Origin of the sequence: Rhodoplanes sp. (genome assembly GCF_013377085.1) — a bacterium.
Taxonomy (GTDB): Bacteria; Pseudomonadota; Alphaproteobacteria; order Rhizobiales; family Xanthobacteraceae; genus Rhodoplanes.
On record NZ_JACAAX010000016.1, the window covers coordinates 78,318 to 94,959 of the forward strand.

Sequence of the window (16,642 nt, forward strand, 5' to 3'; positions counted from 1 at the left end):
ATCGGAAAGACGGCTGGGCGGGATCGCAGGCGGGCCGGTGCGGCCCGCCGAAACGTCGGGTTCAGGCGGGGGCGGGATCGTCGGCGAGGCCGGTGCGATTGAGCGGGGCGGCGCTGTCGGCCGCAGCGGCCGCGTCGCGCACGACCTGCTCCAGCACGGCGAGATAATCGAGGAAGCGGCGGCGGCCGTCGGCCGTGATGCGGCAGAGGGTTTGTGGCCGGTTGTGCTCGTAGCCTTTCAGAATCTCCACCAGCCCGGCTTCGGCCAGCACCTGCAGGTGCCGGCTGAGATTACCGTCGGTGAGGCCGCACAACCGCTTGAGGTCGGCGAAGGCGAGGCCCTTCGGATGGGCGATCAGCGAGGTGAGGACGCCGAGCCGGGCTTTTTCGTGCATCACCCGGTCGAGCCCCTCATAGGCGAAGCGGCCGGTCCCCGAGGCCGCGCCCGATCTCGTCTCAGAATTCGTCATGGGGGCCTCCGAGCGCGCGGTGCAGGATCGCGGCGAACAGGAGCTGGCCGATGCCGAAGGGCAGGCCCATGGCCCAGGGCGACAGCCCGCGGTCGGCGGCCGAGACGGCCAGCACGACGAGGCCGCAGCCGAGATACCAGGCGCCGGCCATCGCCATCGCCTGCGGCAGCGCCCGGCTGGCGGCGAAGATGCCGAGACCGAAGACGATCTGCCACAGGCCGGGAAGCATCCACAGGGCGTCCGGGGCGAAGCGGACGACGACCACGGGCAGCAGCGCGCCGGCGACCGCGGCCGGCACGAACTGCACGGCGGCGGCATGGATCATCTCGTCGGCGAGCCGGGAGTGCAGGCGGCGGGAGCGCGTCACCGCCTCGGCGGAGGCGACCACGACCCCGAGCACGGCGGTGACGATCCAGATCGCGACCCAGGTCGTCGGCTCCGCCAGCGGATCCGCGAGCCAGGCGGCCTGGGCGGCGGCCGCCGCCCCCGCCATCAGGCCGGTCAGCGCCACCGTGGCCGGACCCCAGCCGCGAAACTCCGAGCCGCGCGCGAGCTGCGACTTGATCGCGTCGATGTCGGCCAGGGCCTTCTGCAGGTCGGTCATTCGCCCCCTCCGCGAACTTTACGATGCAAAGCATACTCCGATGCAAACCGAGTGCAACTAGGTTTTACTGCTCATAAAGGCGTCGGAGGCAGGATCCGGGTTGACTCTGCCACCATCGGTTCTAAATCGGCTGGTCATACGGGGCTGCGTGCAGCCCGCCGTTTTCGCAAGCTCATGTTTTGCAAGCCCGCGCCCTGCCGGGACGCGCGGCGGGCGCAACCCGGACGGTCGTCTCGGAGACGGTCGTCCTGGAGACGGTCGTCCTGGAGACCGCGCAATGAGAACCATTCCGTCGGCGCCGCTGCGCCGGGTGGCTTCCGATCTCGACGCCATGCTGCATCCGGCCCATGCCTTCGTGCATCCGGAGGCCGTGGTCGACGATCCGGACCTCAGCCTCGCCGAGAAGCGGGCGATCCTGATCGCCTGGTCGTCGGACGCCGCCGAGGCGCCGGGCGGTGCCGGCTCCGTGCGCCCGGTCGAGGTCGAGGCGATCCTCGAGGCGCTGCGCGGGCTCGATCGTGCCGCCCAGTTCACGTTGGAGGACGGCGAGCGCTGCCGCGTCGCGCTGCGCCAGCGCTGGCGCCGCACGCTTTTGCGCGGACGCGCCCGCGGCCGCGACTGACTCTCCGCTGACGAGATAGTCGAGTAGAGCCGCCGGCCGCTCAGGCCGGCCGGCGAAGCGTGCGCGCCAGCCCCCAAAAGGCGACCAGCGCCAGCCCGGTCGACATCAGCACGTTCCAGCCGGCGAGCGACAGGCCGAGGAAGCGGAACAGCACCACGTCGCAGCGGATCACCGAGGTGGACTGCATCTGGCTCAACAGGCTGCCGGCATTGCCGAACGGCGCGATCTCGCCGGTGCAGTCGCTGGGGCCGGTCCAAAAGCCCCATTCGACGCCGGCGTGATAGGCCCCGATCCCGGCGGCCGTGAGCAACGCCAGCGCCAGCGCCCCGAATCCGAGGGCCGTGAGGGCGCGGGGCGCCCGCCGCCACGCCATCAGCGCGACCGCCAGCGCAATCGGCACCGCGACATAGTGGGGCACGCGCTGCTGCAGGCAGAGCGGACAGGGCGGAATTCCCACAAAGTGCTGGAAGAACGAGGCGCCGAGGACGACCGCGGTCGAGGCGACCGCCACCACCAGGGCCGCGACGGCGGCGGGGGGAAGGCTTCGGCCGGTGTCGGCCTCGTGGGACGCGACGGCGTCGGAGCGGAACGTCATGACGGGGGCCCATGTGGCTGGCGGCGATGCAGCCCCGGCCTTGTGTCCCGTCATTTCGGCCAAGGCAAGGCCGGACTCGTCCGGCCGGACTGGTCCGGGCGAACGTGTCCGCCGACTCCTCCGGCCGAATCCGTCCGTCGGTCAGCTCGCGCCGCCCTGCTGTCCGGTCTGGCCGGCCGTCCGCTTCGGCCGCGGCAGGCCGCACAGCGGCACGCCGGTCCACGGCAGCAGCGCCGACCCGGACATCAGCGACGCCCACGGCGCCAGGGCGAGCTGCATGGCCTGCGTCCAAAAGGTCAGCGGGTTGGTCGATTCGAGAAAATCCCCGAACGCCGCAAACGACGGCATCGCCTGCAGATGGATGGAGATGCGCTCACCGGCGCCGTCCGGCAGGGTGCCGTGGGTGACCTCGATCTGCAGGTTCGGCAACTGCGTGGCGGCGATCACGGTGTTTTGGCCCGCCTTGTCGTCCAAAATCTCGCCCTCCACCGGGGCCTTTTCGCTGCGCTCGTCCACGACCTATCTCCTCGCAAAACCCACCGATCAACAATTTTCCGCACGACCCCCGATCACGGCCGGGCCGGCCCGACGAGCCAACGACGCGCCGGCGGCGCGGTCAAGCGGCTCGATCAATCCAGGGCTGTGGCCATGGGCGGCGGCGTCGACCGGCGCGATCCGCTGCACCCCGGAAAGTCGGTCACCGCTCCCCGCCGCGGGGAGCGGGAGAGCCGCCGCCGTGCCCTTCACCCTCCCCTGGAGGGGGAGGGTCGGGGCGCGCGACAGCGCGCGCCGGGGTGGGGTGAAGCCGCAAACGCTGGCTTCGCCGATCACCCCCTCCCGACCGGCCTGCGGCCGGTCGACCTCCCCCCTCCAGGGGGAGGTCACGAAAAACCGCTCCCGCGACGCGCTTTTCGCGCCCGGGCTGTGCCCATGACCTGCGCCCTCGTCCTTCAAAGAAAGACCGAGGGAGGCGGAGCGCCGGCAGGCGCTGCACCTGAAATTCTGCGTCCGTCGGGACGCAGCGCGCATCGAAGCGTCGATGCGCCCGCCTCCCGGCGCTCCGCCGCGGCGATTTTGGGCTTTCGGGCCGCGCTTGGATCCCGTCCCGACCGGGGATGGGGATCTTTCAGCGATGCTCCTCGCGCCCGGGTCGTTTTGCCCGGAGGGCGGAGCCCCAAAAACCCCCGGGAGCCCGGGGGACGAACCCGGACCCGCAGGCGCCGCATCCGCCGGCCGGATTTCCCGGAAGTTCCGGCGGCCGGTTTTTCTTCCGCGCGTCGCGCGAAAGAAGGAAGCCGGCCCGCTCCGCCGCCCGACGTCACCGGTCGACGTCCCTCGACGAGCGAGATTTTCGGATTTTACGGGAGGTTTTTGGAGCGGGGATAAGTTTTTTGAGGCAGAGCGGGGGCGCTGAGGCCGAGGGTGGGCATAGACGCTTTCGCACACCGCGCTGTTTGCTAATTGGCTTATAATTAATATAATAGTGTTTCGGAAAAGCCGTGTACGAGCAGCGTGGGGATGGGTTGAGCAACGCGCCCCATTAATGATAACCTGTTCCCACGATAGATCCCGCAGGACTTTACCGATCCCAGGGGCTCTATTTTGGCCTGACGGAGGGAAGGGTGTCGAAGGCGGTGGCACATGACAGTCTCTCGGCCTGGGAACGCTTGCGTGAGGCGGGCGGACTGGAGCTGGACGGCCGCGATATGGATTTTCAAGAACGGCTAAAAATCGCATTAATGCCTTCGGCCCTAACTCTCGAAGAGGCATTGCGTGCCAAATCAACCGACGATCTGGTCAGGGCGTTTTTCGGCCTCATCCAGCCCTTTGCGGAGATGTTTCGCGCCATTCTTGATTTCTTCAAGGTCGCTGGTGCCCGCGAAGGACGTGATCAATGGGAAATTCACATCGAGGATGAGCATCTTGATCTGACCCATTTCCAGAAATTTGTCGAAGTCTGGAACTCGTTGGAATGGGACCTCGATGTGCCAGACGTTGATTTCCGTGGCGCATGGGCAGTCAATGACGCCACCCGAGATTTAGCCGATGTTGTTGCACCGCTTAGATTCCTCGACAAAGACTGGCGAGGAACGACCGGCCTCGCAGACGTCGATCTATGGCTCAAGGCTTACGCGCGCGGCGAATATTTGCCCTATCCAACTTCTCTTCAGCCGGCCCGCATTGCGCCGCCGCTCGCGGACGCAGCGGCGATCGCCATCGCAAGCCTCGATATCGTCCGCCGAACGTGGCCAGACCGCAACGCAATGCTCGAAGAGCATCGCGCCCGCCACTTTACGTCCGACCGAGCTGACGGCTTCAGCCCGCGCACTATCGCCCAGAATGAGACCGATTATTGGCTTGGCAGCACGACCGCCCAACTCGCGGCATATGCAACACTGGACGAGCCCAACCGGCAGGTCTTTGCTGAGCGGCTGGCGCAAACACTTAGCAGCTATCCGCGGCGCAAAATCGGTGTGCGGGCCAAACAACCGGAGTTGGAGCGGATATTATCGTTGCCACTGTGGCAGCGACGCCACGAGCTTTACGCCGTCTGGATCGCAACCGAAATCGTCAATGCGCTCTCCGGCCACGATTGCGAACTCCATCATGAAGACGGACGCATCGTCTTTGCATTTCGTGAGACCGTCGTGGCCACCGTGCACAGCAGCCGGCCCGAGGTCCGTCTCATCGCCGAACGGCGACAACCGCTCGGCAATCCGCTCGGTCGTGGGCGCACGGCTAACGTTCAGCCCGACTACGGATTATGGCGTGGCAGCGGCGAGCGTGAGACCTGCGGCCTAGTGGTCGAGGTGAAGCACTACAAGCGCAACGCGCCGGCGCAGTTTCGCGAGGTGATGGTCGACTACGCCCGTGCCCATCCGCAGGCGAAAGTCGTGCTCGTCAGCCACGGAGCGGCCGGCGAACATTTCTACGATATCGATGCTGACGTCCGTGACCGCTGCCGCGCAATCGGCGAGTTGACCACAAACCATCGAGAACAGCGCGCGGTCTTCCGAGAGATTGTACGTGATTATGTGAAAGAACCGGTGCCGCGAGCAGGCGAAGACAACGCCGCGGCGGCCACAGCAATTGCTGTCGACATATCAGGATCAATGGATGAGGCGCTCGCTGCGCCAAGCCTCCTGGGCCTTGTCGAACAACTCGCCGGCGGGTGCATTGAAACGCTTGCATTGATAGACACCGAAATACGAAAGATCTGCAAGGTAGCGGAGGCCGCCGATGCGATCCGCAGTACACCGCGCGGAAGCCAAACAAATTTGCGTAAGCCGCTCCTGCGTTTGCTGGAGGATCATGCGTGCGTTATCGTTGTGACCGACGCAGACGGGTTAGCGGAACTCGGCGATGAGGCTTACTTCGACAGGCTTTCCGTTCGGCCGAATGGCCCGGCGTCATTCGAAGTCGTCAAGGTCCATCGCGGCGCTCTCGACAGATAAAGCCAGCGGCGATTTCAGGCAGAGTGGCCGACGAACTCACGATCATCAGAATGGATTGCACGGCCTGCTGGTGCAGCTATGGGGGCTGGCACGCCCTCTACATTGCTTACCCATAACCAAGGATTTCGAAAAAAATCGGGCCGTCGGAGACGTAGAGTGCTGACGCAGCCTCATTTGGGCCGTTTAAGGCGTTTGGCTGCTTTCGGGTCACTAGCTGACATGCTGGTAGTTTGATCGCCCGCACAATGTCCGACCAGGCACACCCCGCGACCTGCGCCTCCGATCCAGGGGATCCGCCACCACCAATACCGGCACGATCCGCCGCATCTTGATCCTCCGCCCTCATACCCCGCAGATCACCACCCGCCCATTGACGCCCGCCGCTCCGGATGCTCGGTTCGGCGCGCCGAAAAAGCGGAGGCTGCATGTCCACCGAATCCCAGCTCCGGGACAAGCTGCGAAAAATCGAGGCGCTGTTCGCGGGGGCGGGGACGCCGGGGGAAAAGCTGGCGGCGGAGGCGGCGCTGCTTCGCATGCGGGCGCGGCTCGCCGATGTCGAGCGCTCGGACCCGCCGATCGAGATGAAGTTTTCGGTCGCCGACACCTGGTCGGTGCAGCTCTTTCTCGCGCTGGTCCGGCGCTACGGCCTACGGCCGTACCGCTATCCGCGGCAGCGGCGCAACACCGTGATGCTGCGGGTGCCGAAGGGCTTCGTCGACCAGGTGCTGTGGCCGGAGTTCACCGAGCTCGACACGGCGCTGCGGGCCTATCTGCACGAGGTGACGCTGCGGGTGATCCGCGAAGAGATCCACGCCGACACCAGCGACGCCCCGGAGGTGTCGGCGCCCGCCGCGCTGCCGCGGCGCTGATCGCCGGCGGGCGGCCCGATCGCGTCGGGGCAAGCCTCTCCCCGCGGCGGGCTGTGGATGTGGTCGAGACGATCTTGCGGCGCAGCCGAGCGCACCTGTCGTCCTGAGCCGTCATCGCCGGGCTTGACCCGGCGATCCATCCTCCTGCGGATAAAGCGTTTTTCCGAAAGGTGATGGATGCGCGGGTCGAGCCCGCGCATGACGGCTTGGATGCGAGGTGATGGTGCAGCCGGCCGGCTACCGCACCGGGCGCAGCTTGAGGGCCGAGATGCCGAGCGTGACGTTGAGCGCCACCGAGCCCTCGAGCGACAGGGGCTGCAGCGCGACGGAGCGGTTGGAGCCGCCGATCAGCACATTGGCGCCGACCCCGACGCCGATCGCGGCGTCGGCGCTGGCGCCGACATACTCGCCGGCGAGCGCGCCGGCCGCCACCCCGTTGGTCGGCGCCAGCACGGCCCAGGCCAGGCGGCCGCCGGCGCTGATGCCGATGTCGATGCCGACCGTGTTGATGGCGCCCTCGTAGTTCTGGGGCGGAATCGGCGCATTCTGGGTGAACTGGCACTGCATCGACTGATGCCCGGCGATGATGAAGCCGATGCTCGGGTCGAGCCTGCAATTGAGCACGCCGGTCTGGGTCCAGGCGCCGGGCGCCTGGGCGTCGGCCGGCGCCGTGAGCATCGCGACCGCAGCGAGGGCCGCCAGGGTCGAAATCGTCTTGATCATCGAAAGGGTCCTCCGACCGGAATGGTCGGTCCGTCCATACCGCCTCTCCCGCCTGCCGGGCAACGGCAGATACGGGCGAGACACAGCGCGGACGTCGATCGGCGCACAGCCGGCCCCGTACCGCGAACCGAATTTCCGTCCTATGCTGGCGCGGTCGAATCCGCCGAAGTGCTCCATGCCGCGCCCCCCTGCCCCGCCGCCGTCGATCCGCCCCTTCGGGCTCTCCGATTATCCGGCGGCCCGCGCGCTGTGGGAGCGCAGCGACGGCATCGGCCTCAGCGCCGCCGACGAGATCGGCGCCATCGAGGCGTTCCTGGCGCGCAATCCGGGGCTCAGCTTCGTCGCCGTCGTCGACGACGCGCTCGCCGGCACGATCCTGTGCGGCCACGACGGCCGGCGCGGGCTGATCTACCACCTGATCGTCGCCGAGCCGTATCGCCGGCGCGCCATCGGGGCAGCGCTGCTGCGGCACGGCCTGCGGGCGCTGCGCGGCGCCGGGGTCGACAAGTGTCACATGCTGGTCTTCACGGCCAACCGCGACGGCATCGCCTTCTGGCACCGCGTCGGCGCGCAGGAGCGCGTCACCCTGACGCTGTTCTCGATGGCGACGCGGGCGGACGGCGGACCCGACGCGGGCTGACGCCCGCCGGCGCCGGCTTCGGCGCGTTGTCGGCGATGACCTCCCGCACGATGGCGACGAAGTCCTGCGCCAGCCGCGACTGCGGGTGATGGCGCGGCTGCACCAGCCGGCCAACCACCTCGATCGCCGGCCAGAACGGCCGCATCACCAGATCGTCGCCGGGCGCCCCCATCAGGCCCAGCCCGTCCAGCAGGGCGACGCCGGCGCCGGCCCGCACCAGGGCGCAGGCGACGGTCGACTGGGTCACTTCGATGGCGATGCTCAGCGGCACGTCGGCATCGGCGAAGGCCCGCATCGCCAGGAGGCCGAGCGGGAGCTGCCGGCTCAGGCCGATCAGCGTCTCGTTTTCGAGATCGGCCGGCCGCAGGCGCGGCTTCGCCGCCAGCCGATGGGCGCGCGGCATCACGCAGCCGAAGGCGGTCGCGCACAGGTCGCCGACCGACACGCCCGGCACCGACATCGAATCGATGATGAAGCCGAGGTCGGCCTGGTGATCGGCGACCAGCGTGGCGACCTGCAGGGCGCTGGTCGCCTGCAGCGTGATGACGACGTCGGGGCGCGGCGCGCGAAACCGCGCGATCGCCGCCGGCAGCAACGCGTTGGCGAAGGCCGAGATGGCGGCGATGCGCAGCACGCCGGCCCGGCCGGTCCGCAGCTCGACGGCGCGGCGCTGCACCCCGTCGAGGGCCGCGAAGGCGGCCGTGGTCTGCGGAAAGAGGGCGCGCGCCTCCGCCGTGGCGATCAGCCGCTTGCGGCGCCGCAGGAACAGGGCGAAGCCCAGCCGCTGCTCCGCCTGCTGGAGGATGCGGCTGACGGCGGGTTGCGAGATGTGCAGCGCCTCGGCCGCCGCCGTGACGGTGCCGAGCTCCATCACGCGGCGAAAGACGTCCAGTTCGCGCAGGCTCAACATCATAACCACAGAACATGATTGATGCAGCAAACGGCATTTTGAGCACATGAAGCGCGGCGCCACAATGCGGGCCGGACGACACCCCGGGTCGCCCGCCGCGGATGGACCGAACCATGCCTGCACCGACCATCGCCAGCATCGACGCCATCGCGCTGCGCATCCCGTTCGACCACTGGGCGCCGGCGCCGCTGTTCGCCGGCCGGCCGCGCACCACCCTCGACACCGTACTGGTGCGGGTCGTCACCGACGGCGGGGTGGTCGGCTGGGGCGAGGCCTATGGCAGCTTCTGGTCCGCCGTGGTCGCCGCGATCGACGAGTGGGTGGCGCCGCTGGCGGTCGGCCGCCGCGTCGACGACGTCGACCTGCCGGGACAGATCGAGCGCACGCTGCACAATCTCGGCCGCGCCGGCGCCACCGTGCATGCGATCAGCGGCCTCGACATCGCCCTGTGGGATCTGCGCGGCAAGCTCGCCGGCGTGCCGGTCTCGACCCTGCTGGGCGGCCGCCGGCGCGACCGCGTCGAAGCCTATGCCTCGCTGCTGCAGTACAACGGCGACCTCGCGCAGATCCGGCGGATCGTCGACCGCGCCCTCGGCGAGGGCTTTTCCCAGATCAAGCTGCACGAGCGCACGGCCGCTGCCGCGGCGGCGGCCCGCGCCGCGGCCGGGCCCGATGTTCCGCTGATGGTCGACACCAACTGCGCCTGGCTGCCCGCGCAGGCGGTCGAGGCCGTAGCCGCCTTCGGCCCGTCGAATCTCCTGTGGATCGAGGAGCCGATCTGGCCGCCCGAGGATTTCTGCGCGCTCGCCACTGTCCGGGCCGCGACCGGCATCGCCACGGCGATCGGCGAGAACGCCGGCAACGCGCTCGATTTCGCAAAGATGCGGGCGGCGAACTGCGTCGACTACGTGCAGCCGAGCGCCATCAAGATCGGCGGGCTGACGCCGCTGTGGCGCATCTGCACCGAGGCCGAGGCGGCCGGCACGACCTGCGTGCCGCATTCGCCGTTCTTCGGCCCCGGCTATCTCGCCACCATCCAGGTGCTGGCCGCCAAGGACCGCGAGAGCGCGCTGGAGCGGTTCTACTGCGACCTCGCCTACGATCCGTGCGGCGCGTTCGCGCCGATCGAGTGCGGATATCTGCAGGTGCCGGACCGCCCCGGCCTCGGCGGCGACCCGGACCCGGACCTTTTCGCACGATTTCGCGTCTGACCCGAAACAAACACGACCCTAAACAAGCAACGTCGTCCCGGGAGAGAGACATGACCAGGAGCAGCCGGCGTGAGGTTCTGACGGGCGCGGCGGCCTTGTCCGCGGCGGCCCTTTTCGGGCGCCCGGCGCGCGCCCAAAGCTATCCGCAGCGGCCCATCAAGGTGGTGGTGCCCTATGCGGCGGGCGGCGCCTCCGACATCGTCGCGCGTCTCGTCGCCGCGCCGATGGGCCAAAGCCTCGGCCAGTCGCTCTATGTCGACAACCGCGGCGGCGGCGCCAGCCAGATCGGCACCCAGGCGATCGCCACCTCGTCGCCGGACGGCTACGCGATCGGCGTCGTCGACAGCGCCTTCACGGTCAATCCCGGCCTGTTCGGCAGCAAGCTGCCCTACGACACCAAGCGCGACTTCACCCCGATCTCGCTGCTGGCCAGGACATCGCTGGTGCTGGTCGTGCCGGCGGCGCTGCCGGTCAAGAGCGTCGCCGAGCTGGTCGCGCTCGGCAAGGCGAAGCCCGGGTCGCTGACCATGGCGACGGCCGGCATCGGCACCGCGGTCCATCTCGGCTGCGAGCAGTTCCGCCAGGAGGCCGGCCTCGACGTGGTGTCGGTCCCGTATCGCGGCGGCGGCCCGGCCATCATGGATCTCATCGCCGGCAAGGTGGACTTCAACTTCAGCACCATTCCGGCCGTGCTCGAGCAGATCCGGGCCGGCACGCTGAAGGCGCTCGGCATCACCACCGGGCGCGTCGACCAGCTTCCGGGCGTGCCCAGCATGGCCGAGGCCGGGCTGCCCGGGGTCGACGCCGCGCCCGACTTCGGCCTGGTCGGACCGGCCGGGCTGCCGGCCGACATTCTGGCCCGCCTCGCCGCCGCGGCGCAGGCCGCAGTCCGCGACGCGGCGATCCGCAGCCGCATGGAGGAGATCGGCTACCAGCCGATCGGCTCGACGCCCCAGGAGTACGCCGCCCATATCGACACGATGATCGCCAAGTGGCGGCACATCATCGAAGTCGGCAACATCAAGCCGGAGTGAGGCGGCGCCTCCTCTGTGAGCGACGCCACGGCGATGGCAGGGACTCGCAAAAACCGTTATCCTGCCGCCGGCTCGGATCGAGATGCGCAGGGGACACGATGTCCGTCGTTCGACTGGTGGTGCTGGCGTTGTCCTTCGTCGCAGGGACCGCGTATGCCGATGTGAGGCACGCACAGGTGCCAACTGGCGCGCAGGGGACCTGGATTCCGGCGACCGACAGTTGCCCCGGCCAAGCGGCCGGACGGATCGTTCTCACGGCGCAGACCTACGAGGCCGCCGACGGACCCTGCACGATCGACTGGGTGGAGGAGCGCGGCGGAGAACCGGGCGCGATCTATTCCGTCCACATGGTGTGCCGCGCCGCATCCGGCGACAAGCCCGCCAACATGATCGTCTGGATCAAGGCCGCCGACGACGGCGCCATCGGCCCGAACTTCGGCAGCCTCGTGTCCTACCGCCGCTGCCCGTAGGCCAGGGTTCGTCGACGTCGATCGGACTCCGCTCGTCCCCGCGACAGCGGCACGGGATGCATGCATCGCGTCCCGTGCATGAGCGCCGTCATGCGCGGGCTCGACCCACGCATCCCTCGAGCTTCGCAAAAACGGCTTGGTCGCAAGACGATGGATCGCCGGGTCAAGCCCGGCGATGACGCCGAGCTTCAACGCTACCCGGCGGCCTGCGGCGTCGGCGAGGCGGCGGCCGCCCCCGTGCCGCCGGGCCGGCGCTTGTGGATCAGCTCGCGGATGTGGGTCACGCGGCTGCTCGCATTGTTGAAGACGTCGGCGGAGATCTGGTCGGCGACGAATTTCTCGACGAACCATTCCGACAGCTTGTCGAGCTCGTGCTCGGTGGCGTCGAGGCGCTCCGCCGCCGGGGTCCTGGCCTCCTCCAGCAGCGCCGGCAGGCGCGCCACCTGGGCCCGCAGCTCGCGGATCTGCCGGCGGTTGCGCAGCGAGCTGGCCCAGGCGGCCAGCGCCCCGAACGCGCCCGTGAACATCGAGGCGTAGTAGAGGTAGTTCATCGTCTCGTCGAGCAGGTCCGGCGTGTCGCCGTTCAGATAGGCGATGGTGCCGGGATGGGCCGGCAGCACCACGTCGCGGTCGGTCGGCGGCGCCGCGAGCTGGCCGGCCTGGGGCAGCGAGGCGGCGATATCGGTCTTGGTCGCCAAGAGGAGACGGGTCAGCTCGCCGGCCGCGTAGTTCGAGAGCGACGCCCGCGCCACCAAGAGGACGCTCGCCGCCACCGTGGTGGCGTCGTCGGAAGGCGCCGCCGGCGAGCCGCCGAAGCTGCCCTCCGGAATGTCGATCTTCTCGTAGACCGGGAAGCGGGCCGTGATCGCCTCGGCCTCGCCGAGATCGATGAATTTCGGCGGCTTCTTGGTGGCCTTGCGGAACACCTGGACGGCGTCGGCGATCGGCCCCGGACCGATCGGACCGACGACGACGACGGCATGGACATGCTTCTTGGCGATCGCCTCGGCGAGGTCGGCAGGGGCGAGCTGGACCACCCGCTTGTTGTCGATCGCATAGTAATCGAGCAACGCGCGGGCGAGCGGATCGACAGCCCCGCCGGCCGTCACGACGCCGATGCGCTCCCCCGAAAGATCCGACACGCTGTCGGCCGAGGACGACGCCGGCACGAGAACCACGGCGAACAGCTTGCGCAGCACGAAGATGCTGCGGCCTTCGGCGGCGTTCGGATCGTCCTGGCGGGCGACGGCGAGATCCGCCTCGCCGTTCTTCAGCGCCAGGGCGCTGGCCGCGACGCTCGGCGTTTCCACCATGTCGACACTGACCCGCGGATGGGCCTTCGCCAGCTCGCGCCGGAAGGCCGCGACGAACTTGCCGCCCTCGCCGGAGAGCGGCCCGGTCGCGATCCGCACCACATAGGCCTTGGAGAACAGAAACGGATAGGTCCGCCAGACCATGAAGGCCGTCACGCCGAGCACGACGACGACACCGAACACCAGAGTCGGAATCAGAAACCGGGGCACGTCATCCTCCGCGCCGGGACATCATGGTCGTCCGGTCGCAGCGGCGGCGACGCCGCCGCTGCGCCGAGACGAGCTCTCGGCTGGACTGGTCCGCGCCGACGACTCAGCGGCGACGACTCAGCGGCGACGGCGCGCCGGCGGCGGCGGCGGCTCCATCGGGCGCTGCCAGATGGTGCCCCTGTCGAACTGGATCGTCATGCCGTCGGGCGAGTAGACGGCGCCCTGCCAGGCCCCCGCGACCCAGATCCGACCCGGAGACTGGACCCAGCCCGTCGACGCGACGCCGCCGTCGTTGACGACGTTGAGCTGCGTTCCGTACTGGGTGATGAAGGCCATGCTGCCGATCGGGCCGAGGCAGTTGGCGACGCATTGCCAACGCCCGTTCAGATCGACGCCCTGCACCTGCGCCGAGGCGCCGCCGGCGACCACGGTGGCGATCAAGGCACCCAGAACCACGCGCATTCTCATGCTCTTCTCCCTGTTGGACCTTCGTCGGCGACGGCCGCCGTGGCTCGGGTGCCGCCGCCATGCACGTTTGGTGAGGCCCGGACTGCCCCCGGGTCAGCGCGAACCGTCGACCGCGGTGGCCTGGGCGCTCTCGAGCTTCTTGATGTCCTCGGCCGACAGCGTCGGCCGGTCCACCTTGATGGTCAGCCTGTTCAGCTTGGCAGTCAACGGGAACGGCGGTCGGTAGTCGGCATCGTTGACGCCGGTCAGCGTGTCCGAGCCGATGTCGAAGGATTCGTCCCACTGCAGGATCATCGGCAGGGTGCGCGGCATGGCGACGGTCTGCACCGCCTTGCCGTCCACCTTCAGCGTGCCGGTGCCGGGCCGGCCGACGCCGCTGAAGCTGTTGAACGCCAGCGTGCCGGCGCCGAGCCCGTCGTACTTGAAGTCGAACTCCAGCGTGTGGCGGCCGGGCGTGAGCACGTCCGGCCCCTCCCACCTCACCCGCTCGAGGTCGACCAGGTTCCACAGGAACACCGGCTTGCCCTGCTTGAGATAGAAGCCGTAGCCGGCGAAGCGCCCGCCGGAGGTGAGGATCATGCCCTCGGCGCCGCCGGACGGCACCTCGATGTCGGCCGTGATGGTGTAGGACGTGTTCAAGAGCAGCGGCGAGTCGCCCTGCGGCAGCCCGGTCATCGGCCGCGTATAGACGAACTCGGTGCGTCCGGCCGTTATGTTCGGGCGCGGCGCGACGATGCGGGCGGCCACCGACGCGTCCAGCGGGAAGACCTGGTGCTTCTTCGCCTCGGCGACGAACATGTCCTTCAGCTCTTTGACCTTCTGGGGATTCTTCGCAGCCAGGTCGGTGGTCTGGTTGAAGTCGGTCTTGAGATCGTAGAGCTGCAGCACCTGGTTGTTCAGCGGGTCCGGGTTCGCCGCCCCGAACGCCTCCCACGGCGCACGGTTGACCTTGGTGCTGAGGAACCAGCCGTCGTTGTAGAGCGCCCACTGGCCCATCATCTCGAAGTACTGGGTCTTGTGCCGCGACGCCACCTTGGCGTTCTTGGCATCGAACGTGTAGGCGAAGCTGGTGCCTTCGATCGGCGCCTGCTTGATGCCGTCGACCGTGTCGGGGGCGCGGATGCCGGCGGCCTCGAGGATGGTCGGCACCACGTCGATGACGTGGACGAACTGCTCGCGCAGGCTCCCCTTGTCCTTGATGCGGGCCGGCCACGACACCACCATGTTCTGGTTGATGCCACCGAGCTGCGAGGCGTTCTGCTTGAACCACGGGAACGGCGTGTCGAAGGCCCACGACCAGCCGGCCGACATGTGGTTGTAGGTCTGCTCGGTGCCCCAGACGTCGTAGAACTTCATCTGCACGTCGACGGGCAGCGCGTTCAGGCCGTTGAAGAACGCCACCTCGTTGGGCGTGCCCATCGGGCCGCCCTCGGCGCTGGTGCCGTTGTCGCCGTTGATGTAGATGATCAGCGTGTTGTCGAGCCGGCCCATGTCCTCGAAGGCCTGGATCACGCGGCCGATCTCGTGGTCGTTGTAGGCCGCATAGGCGGCGAAGATCTCGACTTGGCGGATGAACAGCTTCTTCTCGTCCGCCGAGAGCGTGTCCCACTCCTTCAGCACCTCCTTCGGCCACGGCGGCAGCTTGGCGTCCTTGGGGATGACGCCGAGCTTCTTCTGGTTCTCGAAGATGGTCTCGCGCAGCTTGTTCCAGCCCTCGTCGAACAGCTTCATCTTGCTGATCTTGTCCACCCACTCCTTGGTCGGGTGGTGCGGCGCGTGGGTGGCGCCGGGCGCGTACTTGATGAACAGCGGCTTGCTCGGCTGGATCTGGTGCATCCGGTTCATGTAGTCGATGGCGTCGTCCGCCATGCCGGTGACCAGGTTCCAGGTGCCGGGCGGCTTGCCCTCGAACGGAAAGATCTGCGTCGTGTTGCGGAACAGGTTGGGCTGCCACTGGTTGGCGTCGCCGCCGACGAAGCCGTAGAAGTACTCGAAGCCCATGCCGGTCGGCCACTGGTCGAACGGCCCGACCTGGCTGGCCGCGAAGGCCGGCGTGTTGTGGTCCTTGCCGAACCACGAGGTCGCGTAGCCGTTGTCGAGCAGGATGCGGCCGATGGTGGCCTTGTCGCGCGCGATGATGCTGTTGTAGCCGGGGAAGCCGGTCGACTGCTCGGAGATGACGCCGAAGCCGGCCGAGTGATGGTTGCGCCCGGTGATCAGCGCGGCACGCGTCGGCGAGCACAGGGCGGTGGAGAACACCCGGTTGTAGCGCAGGCCTTCGTTGGCGATGCGGTCCATGGTCGGCGTCGGGATGACGCCGCCGAACGTCGACGGCACGCCAAAGCCGGCGTCGTCGGTGATGATCAGCAGGACGTTCGGCGCGTCCTTGGGCGGCACCACCCGCGGCGCCCACCAGGGCTTCGACGTCAGGGCGTCGTTCTTGATCACACCGCCGAACTTCGGGTCGGGAGGCGGGAGCTGCTGTCCGCCGATGCTGGTCGTGGCGCCGGGCGAACCCGGGGTGCCGGTGACCTGCTGAGCGGCGGCGGGCCCGAGCGACCAGCAGGCGGACATCAGCAGGGCCGCCGCAAACATGGGCGAAACACCGCGAGATGACGATTGCGACATCATCGAAAGAACCTCCATGAACTGGCTTCCGATCATTTGGGCACGGAACGGGTGTCGCCCTCGGTCGATCGGTCGAGGGCGAGCGTTGCCGATAACGCCGCATGGATCGCCACCGCAGGCCACAGGAACACTCCCGTCGATTCGGCCGTCAGCCCGACCCAGGCGAGATACAGCGCCACGCCGGCGCTGTAGGTGAGCATGCCGACACGCGGCGGCCCCGGCCAGCAGGCGATCCCCAATCCGAGAAGCGCGATGCCGGTCACACGCGCCACGACCGCTTCCACCCCGGACAACCGCACACCGAGCAGCATCTCGCCGACGAACACCGGCACGACCAGCAGGGGCCAGACCGGTGATCGCCTCTCCGACTGCGACGAGCTTCAGCATCCCTGCCACGCCTTTGGTCGCACTGCAGCTTGCA

Annotated in this window: 17 protein-coding genes; 7 read left to right on the top strand and 10 right to left on the bottom strand. The window is 68.5% G+C overall.

Translation table 11 applies throughout. The features are described 5' to 3' along the window. Positions 1–61 precede the first annotated feature (61 nt). On the bottom strand, positions 62–469 hold the full coding sequence (locus HXX10_RS13360; protein WP_296522815.1) for a transcriptional regulator: 408 nt from the start codon (positions 467–469) through the stop codon (positions 62–64). Continuing rightward, positions 456–1,073, bottom strand: a complete 618-nt coding sequence (locus HXX10_RS13365; protein WP_296522817.1) for a hypothetical protein — start codon at positions 1,071–1,073, stop codon at positions 456–458. The genes HXX10_RS13360 and HXX10_RS13365 overlap by 14 nt, the downstream gene beginning before the upstream one ends. Before the next feature lie 277 nt (positions 1,074–1,350). On the opposite strand from HXX10_RS13365, the gene HXX10_RS13370 reads away from it, so the two are divergent. Next, the gene (locus HXX10_RS13370; RefSeq protein ID WP_296522819.1) at positions 1,351–1,695 is read left to right on the top strand and encodes a hypothetical protein; all 345 of its coding nucleotides are present in this window, start codon (positions 1,351–1,353) and stop codon (positions 1,693–1,695) included. Positions 1,696–1,735: 40 nt separating this feature from the next. On the opposite strand, the gene HXX10_RS13375 is transcribed toward HXX10_RS13370, so the two are convergent. After that, entirely contained in the window at positions 1,736–2,290 is a 555-nt protein-coding gene (locus tag HXX10_RS13375; RefSeq protein ID WP_296522821.1) for a disulfide bond formation protein B, read from the bottom strand. 141 nt (positions 2,291–2,431) lie between these two features. Next, the gene (locus HXX10_RS13380) at positions 2,432–2,806 is read right to left on the bottom strand and encodes a hypothetical protein (RefSeq protein WP_296522822.1); all 375 of its coding nucleotides are present in this window, start codon (positions 2,804–2,806) and stop codon (positions 2,432–2,434) included. Positions 2,807–3,912: 1,106 nt separating this feature from the next. On the opposite strand from HXX10_RS13380, the gene HXX10_RS13385 reads away from it, so the two are divergent. Both HXX10_RS13385 and HXX10_RS13390 read left to right on the top strand, forming a co-directional pair. Beyond that, a complete protein-coding gene (locus HXX10_RS13385; RefSeq protein ID WP_296522824.1) occupies positions 3,913–5,745 on the top strand; it encodes a hypothetical protein in 1,833 nt (610 codons plus the stop codon). A 425-nt stretch (positions 5,746–6,170) separates the two neighbouring features. Next, positions 6,171–6,614 carry a hypothetical protein gene (locus tag HXX10_RS13390; RefSeq protein WP_296522825.1) on the top strand — a complete coding sequence of 148 codons (444 nt, stop codon included), beginning with the start codon at positions 6,171–6,173 and terminating at the stop codon, positions 6,612–6,614. Positions 6,615–6,851: 237 nt separating this feature from the next. On the opposite strand, the gene HXX10_RS13395 is transcribed toward HXX10_RS13390, so the two are convergent. After that, positions 6,852–7,337 (bottom strand): DUF992 domain-containing protein, encoded by a 486-nt coding sequence (locus HXX10_RS13395; protein ID WP_296522827.1) that lies wholly within the window; start codon positions 7,335–7,337, stop codon positions 6,852–6,854. 175 nt (positions 7,338–7,512) lie between these two features. Between HXX10_RS13395 and HXX10_RS13400 the strand changes: the two genes are divergently transcribed. Further along, entirely contained in the window at positions 7,513–7,977 is a 465-nt protein-coding gene (locus HXX10_RS13400; RefSeq protein ID WP_296522829.1) for a GNAT family N-acetyltransferase, read from the top strand. Here HXX10_RS13400 and HXX10_RS13405 read toward each other — a convergent pair. After that, positions 7,919–8,884: a LysR substrate-binding domain-containing protein gene (locus HXX10_RS13405; protein ID WP_296522830.1), complete on the bottom strand. Its 966-nt coding sequence runs from the start codon at positions 8,882–8,884 to the stop codon at positions 7,919–7,921. The genes HXX10_RS13400 and HXX10_RS13405 overlap by 59 nt on opposite strands. 116 nt (positions 8,885–9,000) lie before the next feature. On the opposite strand from HXX10_RS13405, the gene HXX10_RS13410 reads away from it, so the two are divergent. The 3 genes from HXX10_RS13410 (at position 9,001) to HXX10_RS13420 (ending at position 11,602) form a co-directional block, all read left to right on the top strand. Beyond that, positions 9,001–10,098: a mandelate racemase/muconate lactonizing enzyme family protein gene (locus HXX10_RS13410; protein ID WP_296522832.1), complete on the top strand. Its 1,098-nt coding sequence runs from the start codon at positions 9,001–9,003 to the stop codon at positions 10,096–10,098. Between the two features lie 50 nt (positions 10,099–10,148). After that, entirely contained in the window at positions 10,149–11,132 is a 984-nt protein-coding gene (locus tag HXX10_RS13415) for a tripartite tricarboxylate transporter substrate binding protein (RefSeq protein ID WP_296522833.1), read from the top strand. A gap of 98 nt (positions 11,133–11,230) precedes the next feature. After that, the gene (locus HXX10_RS13420) at positions 11,231–11,602 is read left to right on the top strand and encodes a hypothetical protein (RefSeq protein WP_296522835.1); all 372 of its coding nucleotides are present in this window, start codon (positions 11,231–11,233) and stop codon (positions 11,600–11,602) included. 194 nt (positions 11,603–11,796) lie between these two features. Here HXX10_RS13420 and HXX10_RS13425 read toward each other — a convergent pair whose 3' ends face one another. The 4 genes from HXX10_RS13425 to HXX10_RS13440 form a co-directional block, all read right to left on the bottom strand. Then, on the bottom strand, positions 11,797–13,125 hold the full coding sequence (locus tag HXX10_RS13425) for a TAXI family TRAP transporter solute-binding subunit (RefSeq protein ID WP_296522837.1): 1,329 nt from the start codon (positions 13,123–13,125) through the stop codon (positions 11,797–11,799). Positions 13,126–13,242: 117 nt separating this feature from the next. Then, a complete protein-coding gene (locus HXX10_RS13430) occupies positions 13,243–13,593 on the bottom strand; it encodes a hypothetical protein (protein WP_296522839.1) in 351 nt (116 codons plus the stop codon). A 93-nt stretch (positions 13,594–13,686) separates the two neighbouring features. Further along, positions 13,687–16,188 (bottom strand): arylsulfatase, encoded by a 2,502-nt coding sequence (locus HXX10_RS13435; RefSeq protein ID WP_296522840.1) that lies wholly within the window; start codon positions 16,186–16,188, stop codon positions 13,687–13,689. A gap of 65 nt (positions 16,189–16,253) precedes the next feature. Continuing rightward, positions 16,254–16,547, bottom strand: coding sequence for a hypothetical protein (locus HXX10_RS13440; protein ID WP_296522843.1), 294 nt, complete (start codon positions 16,545–16,547; stop codon positions 16,254–16,256). Positions 16,548–16,642 lie beyond the last annotated feature (95 nt).